This window comes from Streptomyces sp. NPDC045470, assembly GCF_040646595.1.
Taxonomy (GTDB): domain Bacteria; phylum Actinomycetota; class Actinomycetes; order Streptomycetales; family Streptomycetaceae; genus Streptomyces.
In genome coordinates this window covers 247,309-259,062 of sequence record NZ_JBEZAN010000004.1, presented here as the reverse complement: position 1 = coordinate 259,062, position 11,754 = coordinate 247,309, and the positions used below count along the sequence as shown (strand labels likewise).

The 11,754-nt window shown below is 71.5% G+C and carries 11 protein-coding genes; 4 read left to right on the top strand and 7 right to left on the bottom strand.

The window, feature by feature from the left end; all coding sequences use genetic code 11:
- Window positions 1-509: 509 nt before the first annotated feature.
- Window positions 510-2,216 (bottom strand): glycerol-3-phosphate dehydrogenase/oxidase, encoded by a 1,707-nt coding sequence (locus tag AB0A97_RS15525; protein ID WP_361149312.1) that lies wholly within the window; start codon window positions 2,214-2,216, stop codon window positions 510-512.
- A 210-nt stretch (window positions 2,217-2,426) separates the two neighbouring features.
- Between AB0A97_RS15525 and AB0A97_RS15520 the strand changes: the two genes are divergently transcribed.
- Together AB0A97_RS15520 and AB0A97_RS15515 are read left to right on the top strand one after the other, a co-directional pair.
- Entirely contained in the window at window positions 2,427-3,719 is a 1,293-nt protein-coding gene (locus AB0A97_RS15520) for a nucleotide sugar dehydrogenase (RefSeq protein ID WP_361149308.1), read from the top strand.
- A gap of 76 nt (window positions 3,720-3,795) precedes the next feature.
- Window positions 3,796-4,380 carry a hypothetical protein gene (locus AB0A97_RS15515; protein WP_361149306.1) on the top strand — a complete coding sequence of 195 codons (585 nt, stop codon included), beginning with the start codon at window positions 3,796-3,798 and terminating at the stop codon, window positions 4,378-4,380.
- A 76-nt stretch (window positions 4,381-4,456) separates the two neighbouring features.
- Here AB0A97_RS15515 and AB0A97_RS15510 read toward each other — a convergent pair whose 3' ends face one another.
- The 5 genes from AB0A97_RS15510 to AB0A97_RS15490 all read right to left on the bottom strand — a co-directional run bounded on the left by AB0A97_RS15510 (window position 4,457) and on the right by AB0A97_RS15490 (window position 9,228).
- Window positions 4,457-5,584 carry a GuaB3 family IMP dehydrogenase-related protein gene (locus AB0A97_RS15510; RefSeq protein ID WP_361149303.1) on the bottom strand — a complete coding sequence of 376 codons (1,128 nt, stop codon included), beginning with the start codon at window positions 5,582-5,584 and terminating at the stop codon, window positions 4,457-4,459.
- Between the two features lie 73 nt (window positions 5,585-5,657).
- Window positions 5,658-5,918: a hypothetical protein gene (locus AB0A97_RS15505; RefSeq protein ID WP_361149301.1), complete on the bottom strand. Its 261-nt coding sequence runs from the start codon at window positions 5,916-5,918 to the stop codon at window positions 5,658-5,660.
- Window positions 5,919-5,967: 49 nt separating this feature from the next.
- Window positions 5,968-7,470 (bottom strand): IMP dehydrogenase, encoded by a 1,503-nt coding sequence (guaB, locus tag AB0A97_RS15500; RefSeq protein ID WP_361149298.1) that lies wholly within the window; start codon window positions 7,468-7,470, stop codon window positions 5,968-5,970.
- Between the two features lie 289 nt (window positions 7,471-7,759).
- Window positions 7,760-8,335, bottom strand: coding sequence for a sigma-70 family RNA polymerase sigma factor (locus tag AB0A97_RS15495; RefSeq protein ID WP_361149296.1), 576 nt, complete (start codon window positions 8,333-8,335; stop codon window positions 7,760-7,762).
- Window positions 8,336-8,616: 281 nt separating this feature from the next.
- Window positions 8,617-9,228 (bottom strand): response regulator transcription factor, encoded by a 612-nt coding sequence (locus tag AB0A97_RS15490; protein WP_003948568.1) that lies wholly within the window; start codon window positions 9,226-9,228, stop codon window positions 8,617-8,619.
- Window positions 9,229-9,607: 379 nt separating this feature from the next.
- Here AB0A97_RS15490 and AB0A97_RS15485 point away from each other — a divergent pair, with 379 nt between their 5' ends.
- Window positions 9,608-9,940: a WhiB family transcriptional regulator gene (locus AB0A97_RS15485; RefSeq protein ID WP_361149293.1), complete on the top strand. Its 333-nt coding sequence runs from the start codon at window positions 9,608-9,610 to the stop codon at window positions 9,938-9,940.
- A gap of 137 nt (window positions 9,941-10,077) precedes the next feature.
- On the opposite strand, the gene AB0A97_RS15480 is transcribed toward AB0A97_RS15485, so the two are convergent.
- Complete coding sequence (locus AB0A97_RS15480) at window positions 10,078-10,989, bottom strand: LysR family transcriptional regulator (RefSeq protein ID WP_361149291.1); 912 nt, start codon at window positions 10,987-10,989, stop codon at window positions 10,078-10,080.
- A gap of 79 nt (window positions 10,990-11,068) precedes the next feature.
- On the opposite strand from AB0A97_RS15480, the gene AB0A97_RS15475 reads away from it, so the two are divergent.
- The gene (locus tag AB0A97_RS15475) at window positions 11,069-11,734 is read left to right on the top strand and encodes an MOSC domain-containing protein (RefSeq protein ID WP_361149288.1); all 666 of its coding nucleotides are present in this window, start codon (window positions 11,069-11,071) and stop codon (window positions 11,732-11,734) included.
- Window positions 11,735-11,754: the final 20 nt, after the last annotated feature.

Here is an 11,754-nt window from a genome sequence, read left to right as displayed (position 1 = left end):
GGAGCCTTCATTCTCTCTCATCCGCGCCCGTGGGGAAGGCCAGGGTCCACGACTCGGCGCCCGTTGCGCACCCGCCATGACGGCCCGGGAGGGCGGCGTCCCCGCTGACGAGGGCATCACCGGCGCGGTGCCGGCGGGCGCCGGGACGGCGGACGGCAGCAGGAAACGACAGGTGACGACAGGGACAAGAACGGATTCACGACGCACCGCCCGCCCCTCCCGGGTCTCCGACACCACCGGCCTCATCTCTTCCAGCGTCTCCCGCGTCCCTTCCGTCACCCTGTCCGGCTCCGGCCTCCCTACCCTCCACGCCGACACCACCCCCTCCGGTTCTCCCCGCGCCGCACGCACCCCACCCGCCGCACCTTCCTTCGCCTGCTCACCCTCACCGTGACCGGGCGCCGGCACCGTGACCGGGTCGCCCCCGGTGCCGGGGAAAGAGTTCTGCCGGGCGGACCCGGTCGCGTCGGGCCCGCCCGGCAGAACCGGCCGGCTGAGGTTCGTACCCCCTACAGCGGCACGATGTCCGGCGCCCCCAGCCGGGCCGCGTCGGCGGTCAGGTCGTCCGGCTGCCGCTGCGACTCGCGCTCCGCCTCCACCCGCTTCTCGTAGTGCTGCACCTCGCGGTCGACCTGGTCCGCGTCCCAGCCCAGGACCGGCGCCATCAGCTCCGCGCACTCGCGGGCGCTGCGGGTGCCCCGGTCGAAGGTCTCGATGGAGATGCGCGTACGCCGGGTGAGGACGTCGTCGAGGTGCCGGGCGCCCTCGTGGGTGCAGGCGTAGACGACCTCGGCGCGCAGGTAGTCGTCGGCGGCGGCGAGCGGCTCGCCGAGCCCCGGGTCGGTGAGGACGAGCTCGAAGACCTCGTCGGCCAAGGAGCCGTAACGGTTCAGCAGGTGCTCGACGCGCACCACGTGCAGGCCGGTGCGCGCCGCTGTGCGGGCCCGCGCGTTCCACCGCGCCCGGTAGCCCTCGGCGCCGACGAGCGGCGTGTCCTCGGTGACGCACTCGGCCACCCGCTGGTCGAGTCCGTGCACCGCCTCGTCCACCGCGTCCTTGGCCATCACCCGGTACGTGGTGTACTTGCCGCCCGCGACCACGACGACGCCCGGCACCGGGTGCGCGACCGTGTGCTCGCGCGACAGCTTGCTGGTCGCGTCCGACTCACCGGCCAGCAGGGGACGCAGTCCCGCGTAGACGCCCTCGACGTCGTCGCGGGTCAGCGGTGTGGCGAGCACCGAGTTCACGTGCTCCAGCAGATAGTCGATGTCGGCGCTGGACGCTGCCGGGTGCGCCTTGTCCAGGTCCCAGTCCGTGTCGGTCGTGCCGACGATCCAGTGCCGGCCCCACGGGATGACGAAGAGCACGCTCTTCTCCGTGCGCAGGATCAGCCCGGTCGTCGAGTGGATGCGGTCCTTGGGCACGACCAGGTGGATGCCCTTGGACGCCCGTACGTGGAACTGGCCGCGCTCGCCGATCAGGGCCTGGGTGTCGTCGGTCCACACGCCGGTCGCGTTCACCACTTGGCGCGCCCGTACCTCGTACTCACCGCCCGCCTCCACGTCCTGCACCCGGGCGCCCACGACGCGTTCGCCCTCGCGCAGGAAGCCGACCACCCTGGCCCGGTTGGCCGCGTCCGCCCCGTAGGCGGTCGCGGTGCGGACGAGGTTCATCACGAAGCGGGCGTCGTCCATCTGGGCGTCGTAGTACTGCAACGCGCCGACCAGGGCGTCCTTCTTCAGGCACGGCGCGACCCGCAGGGCGCGCTTGTGCGAGAGGTGCCGGTGGACGGGCAGGCCGCGGCCGTGCCCGGAGGAGACCGACATCCCGTCGTACAGGGCGACGCCGGAGCCCGCGTACCAGCGTTCCCAGCCCTTGTGGGTCAGCGGGTAGAGGAACGGCACCGGCTTGACCAGGTGCGGCGCGAGCCGTTCCAGCAGCAGCCCGCGCTCCTTCAGGGCTTCCCGTACGAGCGCGAAGTCCAGCATCTCCAGGTACCGCAGCCCACCGTGGATGAGCTTGCTCGACCGGCTCGACGTGCCCGAGGCCCAGTCGCGGGCCTCGACCAGTCCGGTGTCCAGGCCGCGGGTCGCCGCGTCCAGTGCCGTGCCGGCGCCGACGACTCCGCCGCCGACCACCAAAATGTCCAGCTCCCGTTCCGCCATCCGTGCGAGTGCTTCGGCACGCTGGGCCGGTCCGAGTGTCGCTGTCCTCACCGCTGCCTCCCGCTGTGGTCGGGGCCACACTCCCCGTCCGTCGATTTTGGCCGCGCCACCGGCCCGTATCCACCCTCCGGCGAGCCGGGCAACACCCCGCCGCCCCCGATCCGCCAATCCCCATTCTGGGCCAAATGTCCGCTTAGTCTATTTATGCTCTTATGCTTCACCGCCTCATCCGGAACCGCTCGGGAAGGACGGCAGCCAGCCATGCCCGCAGACCTCGCCGTCGTCGGACTAGGCCATATCGGTCTCCCCCTCGCCCAGGCCGCCACCCTCGCCGGCGTCCGCACCATCGGCTACGACCCCGGACCGCCGCCGGCGACGGCCGCGCCGGACACCCCCGCTGCCGCGCCCCCGGACAGCCGCCCGGCCGCCACCGCGCACAGCCCGCTCACCGCGTCCGAGACCCGCCGGCTGCTCGCGGCCGGCTTCCGCGTCACCGACGACCCCACCGCGCTCGGCCGGGTCCGTACGGCTGTCATCTGCGCCCCCACTCCACTCGGCGCGGACGGCGCCCTCGACCTGACCGCGGTCGCCGACGCCGCCCGCGTACTGGCGGCGCAGCTGCGCCCGCACACCACGGTCGTCCTGGAGTCCACCGTCTACCCGGGCACCACCGAGGAATTCCTGCGCCCCCTCCTGGAAGAAGGCTCCGGTCTGACCGCGGGACGCGACTTCCATCTCGCCTGCTCCCCCGCCCGCCACGACCCCGGCAACCGCGCACACCGCTACGGCACCGTCCCGAAGGTCATCGGCGGCCTGACCCCGGCCTGCACGGAGGCCGCGGCGGCGTTCTACGCCCGGCTCACCGACAAGGTCGTCCGCGCGCGCGGCCCGCGCGAGGCGGAGACGGCCAAACTGCTGGAGACCAACTACCGGCACCTGAACATCGCGCTCATGAACGAGATGGCGGTGCTCTGCCACGACATCGGCGTCGACCTGTGGGACGTCATCCGCTGCGCCGAGACCAAGCCGTTCGGGTTCCAGGCGTTCCGCCCCGGCCCCGGGGTCGGCGGCCACACCGCCCCCATCGACCCCAACTACTACTCCTACAAAGGCCGTTCACTCGGCTACCCGCTGCGCCTGGTCGAGCTGGCGCAGGAGGTCAACAGCCGGATGCCGCGCTACGTCGTACAGCGCTGCGCGACCCTGCTCAACGAGCACGGCAAGTCCGCGCGCGGCGCCCGCGTCCTGCTGCTGGGCGTCACGTACAAGCCGGACACCGGCGACGAGGAAGGTTCCCCGGCCCGCGAAGTCGCCTCCCGGCTCATGGAGTTGGGCGCGCACATCACGTACCACGACCCGTACGTCCACCAGTGGCAGGTCCGGGACCGGCCCGTCCCGCGCGCCGACGCCCTCTACGACGCGGCCGCCGGGGCCGACCTCACGCTGCTGCTCCAGCATCACCGCACGTACGACCTCCAGGGCCTCGCGGTGAAGGCGCAGCTCCTCCTGGACACCCGGGGGGCGACGCCGACGGGGGCCGCGCACCGGCTCTGAGCACGGCGGTATTCCGTAGCGGACATGTCAGACCGGTCTGTTAATTTGTTCCGGCGCATCGAACGTGTGCGCGTCCATGCCGACCGGTCCCGTGCCCAGCACCGCGACGGTCTTCCACCTCGGGGGAATCTTCATGAGCCAGTCCATGCCGCCTGCGCCGCAGCAGCCGCAGCAGCCCCACCAGCCGCCGCAGGCTCCGTACGGCGCTCCCGCACCGGGCGGCTTCCCGGCTCCGACGGCTCCGCCGCCCGCCCGCCAGGGCAACGCCGGCCTGGCCGTCGTGCTCGGTGTCGTCACCATGCTGGTCGCGGCCGGTGTCTACGGCGGGGTCCTCAAGGCCGTGGACGGCGCCTCGATCGGCTACGCGGCACTCGCCGTCGGCGCGCTGATCGGCGCCGTGGTGGGCAAGCTGGGCGGCCGCAACGCCGCGCTGCCGGTCGTCAGCGCGGTGCTCGGCCTGCTCGGGCTCTACCTCGGCCAGGTCTTCGGCATGGCCCTGCTCACGGCCGACGCCGCGCACGTCACGTTCACCGAGATCGTCTTCGACCACTTCGACCTGGTCCACGCGGTGTGGAAGGAGTACCTCGGCGCGATCGACGTGGTCTTCTACCTGCTGGCGGCCGCCGGCGGCTTCCAGGTCGCCAAGAAGCTCGGGGCCTGACACCCGCACGCACGCCGAAGGGCCCGGACCGCACGAGGTGTGCGGTCCGGGCCCTTCGGCGTCTGCGCGTCGTGCCTCAGGGCTTGTCGTGCTGCGACGGCGCGACCGTCACCTCGACCCGCTGGAACTCCTTCAGCTCGGAGTAGCCGGTGGTCGCCATCGCCCGGCGCAGCGCGCCGAAGAAGTTCATCGAACCGTCCGGCGTGTTCGAGGGACCGCACAGGATCTCCTCGGTGGTGCCGACGGCACCCAGGTCCATCCGCTTGCCGCGCGGCACGTCCGGGTGCACGGCCTCCATGCCCCAGTGGTGGCCGCGGCCGGGCGCGTCGGTGGCGCGCGCCAGCGGCGAGCCCATCATGACCGCGTCGGCGCCGCAGGCGATGGCCTTGGGCAGGTCACCCGACCAGCCCACGCCGCCGTCGGCGATGACGTGCACGTACCGGCCGCCGGACTCGTCCATGTAGTCACGGCGGGCAGCGGCCACGTCGGCCACCGCGGTCGCCATCGGCACCTGGATGCCGAGCACGTTGCGGGTGGTGTGCGCGGCGCCGCCGCCGAAGCCGACGAGCACGCCCGCCGCGCCGGTGCGCATCAGGTGCAGGGCCGCGGTGTACGTGGCGCAGCCGCCGACGATCACCGGGACGTCCAGCTCGTAGATGAACTGCTTCAGGTTCAGCGGCTCGGCGGCCGAGGAGACGTGCTCCGCGGAGACGGTGGTGCCGCGGATCACGAAGATGTCCACGCCCGCGTCCACCACGGCCTTGGAGAACTCGGCCGTGCGCTGCGGCGAGAGCGCGGCGGCGGTGACCACACCGGAGTCGCGCACCTCCTTGATGCGCTGCCCGATCAGCTCTTCCTTGATCGGCGCGGCGTAGATCTCCTGGAGGCGCTTGGTGGCGGCCTCGCCGTCCAGCTCCGCGATCTCCGCGAGCAGCGGTTCCGGGTCCTCGTAGCGCGTCCAGAGCCCTTCCAGGTTCAGTACGCCCAGACCGCCCAGCTCACCGATGCGGATCGCGGTCTGCGGCGAGACGACCGAGTCCATCGGGGCCGCCAGGAACGGCAGCTCGAAACGGTAGGCATCGATCTGCCAGGCGATCGAGACCTCCTTCGGGTCGCGGGTGCGCCGACTCGGTACGACGGCGATGTCGTCGAAGGCGTACGCCCGGCGGCCGCGCTTGCCGCGCCCGATCTCGATCTCAGTCACGTGTGTGGCCCTTCCATACGATTACGTCCCCAGTATCCCCGACCGGGGACGCTGGGGACGTATCAGGGCTTGATCAGTCTTCGTTGTCGAGGAGCACCTGGGAAGTGTCCACGACGTGGACCACGACAACGATCAGCAGGCCGTCGCTGATGACGTACTCGACCGCGATGTTCTGCGTGAGCGCCAGCGATCTGGTGTTCTCGTCGCTTGAGATCGGTATGGAAATCTTCGGCCGCGGATCGTCCGCCAGCTTCCTGAGGCCCCGCTCCAGCAAAGCCCTGCAGTCCTCGGGCAAACTGTCGCGGATCTGGGCCGCGCGTTCGCTGTAACTCACCGAGTACAACATCTGGCCCCCTCAAACAGGCGCCTCAAGCCTACCGGCTTCAGCGCCGCGCGTAGTTCGGCGCCTCGGTCACCATCTGCACGTCGTGCGGGTGGCTCTCCTTCAGGCCCGCCGCCGTGATGCGGACGAAGCGGCCCTTGTCCTTCAGCTCCTCGATGCTCGCGGAGCCGACGTAGCCCATGGAGGCGCGCAGGCCGCCGACGAGCTGGTGGGCCACCGAGCCGAGCGGGCCGCGGTAGGGGACCTGGCCCTCGATGCCCTCGGGGACCAGCTTGTCCTCGGAGAGGACGTTGTCCTGGAAGTAGCGGTCCTTGGAGAAGGAACGCGCCTGGCCGCGGGACTGCATCGCGCCGAGCGAGCCCATGCCGCGGTACGACTTGAACTGCTTGCCGTTGATGAAGACCATCTCGCCCGGCGACTCCTCGCAGCCGGCCAGCAGCGAGCCCAGCATGACCGTGTCGGCACCGGCCGCGATGGCCTTGGCGATGTCGCCGGAGAACTGCAGGCCGCCGTCGCCGATCAGCGGCACGCCCGCCGCGTTGGCGGCCTGCGCGGCCTCGTAGATCGCGGTGACCTGCGGCACGCCGACACCGGCGACCACGCGGGTGGTGCAGATCGAACCCGGGCCGACACCGACCTTGATGCCGTCCGCGCCGGCGTCGATCAGCGCCTGGGCGCCGTCACGGGTGGCGACGTTGCCGCCGACCACGTCGACGCGGACGTTGGACTTCACCTTGGCGATCATGTCGAGGATGCCGCGGCTGTGGCCGTGCGCGCTGTCCACGACCAGGAAGTCCGCGCCGGCCTCGACCAGCGCCTGGGCACGGTCGAACGCCTCGTCGCCGACGCCCACCGCGGCACCGACGACCAGGCGGCCCTCGGCGTCCTTGGCCGCGTTCGGGTACTTCTCGGCCTTCACGAAGTCCTTGACCGTGATCAGGCCCTTGAGGACGCCCGCGTCGTCGACCAGCGGCAGCTTCTCGATCTTGTGGCGGCGCAGCAGCTCGACGGCGTCCTCGCCGGAGATGCCGACCTTGCCGGTGACCAGCGGCATCGGGGTCATGACCTCGCGCACCTGACGGCTGCGGTCCAGCTCGAAGGCCATGTCGCGGTTGGTGACGATGCCCAGCAGCTTGCCCGCCGGGTCGGTCACCGGCACCCCGCTGATGCGGAACTTCGCACAGAGCGCGTCCGCCTCGACGAGGGTGGCGTCCGGGCGGACCGTGATCGGGTCGGTGACCATGCCGGACTCGGAGCGCTTGACCAGGTCGACCTGGTTGGCCTGGTCCTCGATGGAGAGGTTGCGGTGCAGTACGCCCGCGCCGCCCTGCCGCGCCATGGCGATCGCCATCCGCGCCTCGGTGACCTTGTCCATCGCGGCGGACAGCAGCGGGATGTTGACCTTCACGTTGCGCGAGACCCGGGACGCCGTGTCGACCGCGTTCGGCAGCACCTCGGAGGCGCCGGGCAGCAGCAGCACGTCGTCATATGTCAGACCGAGCATCGCGAATTTGGCGGGCATTCCGTCGACGTTGTCAGTCATGACACCTTCCCAAATGGTCTTGCCTCAGCGCGGACACCCATGCTAACGGCCACCACAGGCGTCTCATTCCACAACCGGTGAGGAGCGCATCACTTGTGCGTTCCTATGAAATGACCGCGGTACGGACGTACATTCCTACGGCTGCGCGTTTCTTCGACTGTACGTTCCCCCGCGGCGTCCGGCTGCCCCGACCTCCGCCGGGGACCGGAACGCCGCTCCGAGCCGGGCACCGGACAGCCCCCCGCCGGACACCGGACCATCGCCGGGGCGCGCGCCCCCGCCGGTCCGGCTACTGCTCGGCCAGGGCCCGCAGCCGGCTCAGCGCCCGGTGCTGCGCTACCCGCACCGCACCCGGCGACATCCCCAGCATCTGCCCGGTCTCCTCGGCCGTCAGCCCGACCGCGACCCGCAGCAGCACCAGCTCACGCTGGTTATCCGGCAGGTTGGCCAGCAGCTTCTTGGCCCACTCGGCGTCGCTGCTGAGCAGCGCCCGCTCCTCGGGGCCCAGCGAGTCGTCCGGCTGCTCGGGCATCTCGTTGGACGGCACGGCCGTGCTGCCGGGACCGCGCATCGCGGCCCGCTGGAGGTCGGCGACCTTGTGGGCGGCGATGGCGAAGACGAACGCCTCGAAGGGCTTGCCGGTGTCCCGGTAGCGCGGCAGCGCGCAGAGCACCGCGACGCAGACCTCCTGCGCCAGGTCCTCCACGAAGTGCCGCGCGTCACCCGGCAGCCGGGACAGCCGGGTGCGGCAGTAGCGCAGGGCGAGGGGGTGCACATGGGCCAGCAGGTCGTGGGTGGCCCGGCGATCCCCTTCCACGGCGCGTGCGACGAGATCGCCGATCTCCTGAATCCCGTCATCGCGCATCGGTCCATGGTGCCTTGGCGCGGCGCGATCCGCGGCATCAGGTCCGTACTTGTGCACCGAAGCGTTATGCGCGGCAGGTGCGCCGGCTGTCATCTCCCGCGCCCTCCCCTCGCACCGGATCGGCCCGTCCCCGAGGAACTCCATACCTCAAGGATGCGGCACCGCGCGCCGAACCGGGACGGCACTCCCGGCCCGGCACCTGCGGGACCTGCTGCCACCCCGCCCGCCATGCGGTGGGCGGGGCCCCTCATTCCCCCGCATCGCTGCACGTCACGGCCGTCCTAGCGGACCAGACCCCAGCGGAATCCGAGCGCGACCGCGTGGGCCCGGTCGGAGGCGCCGAGCTTCTTGAACAGCCGCCTGGCGTGGGTCTTGACCGTGTCCTCGGAGAGGAACAGCTCACGTCCGATCTCCGCGTTGGAGCGGCCGTGGCTCATGCCCTCCAGCACTTGGATCTCACGCGCGGTGAGCGTCGGCGCGGCCCCCATCTCGGCGGACCGCAGCCGGCGCGGGGCGAGCCGCCAGGTGGGGTCGGCGAGCGCCTGGGTGACCGTCGCGCGCAGCTCGGCGCGTGAGGCGTCCTTGTGCAGATAGCCGCGGGCGCCGGCGGCGACCGCCAGAGCGACCCCGTCCAGATCCTCGGCGACCGTGAGCATGATGATGCGGGCCCCGGGGTCGGCGGAGAGCAGCCGGCGAACCGTCTCGACCCCGCCCAGTCCGGGCATCCGCACGTCCATCAGAATCAGGTCCGAGCGATCGGCGCCCCAGCGGCGGAGGACTTCCTCGCCGTTGGCCGCCGTCGTCACACGCTCTACACCGGGCACGGTCGCGACCGCGCGGCGGAGCGCCTCTCGGGCAAGCGGGGAGTCGTCACAGACGAGGACGGATGTCATGACCGCCCTCCGCAGCTGATGCGCGTCACCTTGAGCCTCCAGGCTGGTACGTATCGTCACCTGAGCGATCGACCGCCTCGGACACCTGCCCGAGACCTACCTCCGCCAACCGCTTCCGCCCTCTCAACGACGGTCACTCGAAAGAGTTACGGGTTCGACAGCCGCCTTCGGCACTCTACGTGAGGGCTCGGACACGCAGAAGATGCACGGCCGAGTATCGCCCCGCTTCATCACGCTATGCCCTATTCGGTGGCTTTTCTTCCGTTTTCATGGTGTCTGTGGCTAGATTCGCAATGAGTCATATTTACATCTACTTAGACAGTAGATGTACGGTCGTGAGCACCGAGCCCGAACCGGTATCGCTTCGAGGGGACTAGCAATGGCAGATTTCTCGCGCCTTCCGGGCCCGAACGCAGATCTCTGGGACTGGCAGCTGCTCGCCGCGTGCCGTGGCGTGGACAGTTCCCTCTTCTTCCATCCCGAGGGCGAACGCGGCGCCGCCCGCAGCGCGCGTGAGACATCGGCGAAAGAGGTGTGCATGCGCTGCCCGGTGCGCGCCCAGTGCGCGGCGCACGCCCTCGCCGTCCGCGAGCCGTACGGGGTGTGGGGCGGGCTGACGGAGGACGAGCGCGAAGAGCTGATGGGCCGGGCGCGGCACCGGCTGGTGCCGGCGACGGCGGTGGTGGGACACCTCGGCGCCGGGGGTGGCTGAGAGCCCGGACTGAAGAAACGTTTCCTCGGAAACTTCACCCGATCGGCGCAGTCAGGCCGGGTCCCCGCCGGGCGCCGATCGCCGCCTTCGAGCCCGCGCCGGGTCCAGGGCCGGAGTCATGGCCAGGGCCGGACGTCTCAGCGCCCGACCGCGCCCGCCAGCCGCCCGAGCATCGCCTCGACCGCCGGGACCTGTGCGAGGTCCGGCAGGGTGAGCGCCACGACCTCGCGCTGCACGCACGGCTCCATCGCGACCGTACGGACCCCCTTGTGCCGTACCGACTCCAGCGCCAGCTCCGGCAGTACGGCGACGCCCAGACCCGCGCCCACCAGGCCGATCACCGCCGGGTAGTCGTCCGTCGCGAAGTCGATGCGCGGGGTGAAGCCCGCCCCCTCGCAGACCTCGACCAGGTGCCGCCGGCAGCGCGGGCAGCCCGCGATCCACGGCTCGCCGGCCAGGTCGGCGTAGCCCGCCGTCCCGGCGTCGGCCAGCCGGTGCGTCTCCGGGACCAGACCCACCAGCCGGTCGACCAGGATCGGCCGGACGACCAGGTCGTCCCACTCCGCCTCGGCGGCGGGGTCGGCGCCGCGCACCTCCGGGTACCGGAAGGCCAGCGTGATCTCGCAGTCGCCGTTGCGCAGCATCTCGACCGAGCGCGGCGGCTCGGCCTCGACCAGGGAGACGCGGGTGCCGGGGTGGTCGGCGCGCATGGCGGCCAGGGCGGTGGGCACCAGCGTCGAGCTGCCGGAGGGGAAGGAGACCAGCCGCACCCGCCCGGCCCGCAGCCCGGCGATGGCGGCGACCTCCTCCTCGGCGGCGGTCAGCCCGGCCAGGATGCCGGTGGCGTGGCGCACCAGCGCCTCGCCCGCCTGCGTCAGCCGCATCTCGCGGCCCGTACGGATCAGCAGCGGGGTGCCTGCGGACTGTTCGAGGGCCTTCATCTGCTGGCTGACGGCGGGCTGGGTGCAGCCGAGCGCGCGGGCGGCGGCGGAGAAGGAACCGGTCCGGGCGACAGCGCGCAGCACACGGAGATGGCGGGCCTCGATCATGCTCCGAGCATAAGCGGACCTTGGGGTGAGCGGGAAATAATGACTCGCTGCTTTGGCCGGATGCCAGTAGCGTGCCGCCATGAAGCTTCTGTCTGTGAACGTGGGGCGGCCGGGGCCCATGGAGTACCCCGGTGCGACGGGCAGTACGGGCATCGGAAAGCAGCCCGTCGACGGGCCGGTGGCGGTCTCCGCGCCCGGCCCCAAGGGCGTCGCCGGCAGTGGTCTGGCCGGGGACGCGGTGGTCAATCTCCAGCATCACGGCGGCGACGACCAGGCGGTGTACGCCTACGCCCGCGAGGATCTGGACGTCTGGGAGAAGGAACTGGGCCGCACGCTGCCCGCCGGGATGTTCGGGGAGAACCTCACCACCAGCGGCCTGGACGTGACGTACGCGCTGATCGGCGAACGCTGGCGCGTCGGCCCTCGGCTGCTGCTGGAGGTGACTTCCGCGCGCATCCCCTGCATGACCTTCCAGGGGCGGCTGGGCGAGCCGGGCTGGATCAAGCGCTTCACGCGGGCCGGGGTGCCCGGCGCGTATCTGCGGGTCCTGGAGCCGGGCGAGATCCGGGCCGGGGACACGATCACCGTCGAGCACCGCCCGGACCACGACGTGACCATCGCCCTCGCCTTCCGCGGCATGACCACCGAGCGCGAGGTGCTGCCGCGGCTCCTGGAGACGGGTGCGGCACTCCACCCCGAGCTGCGCGAATGGGCGCTCAAGTACATCCGTGCACAAGAGGCTTGAACCCGCCTGAACGGGGCGCC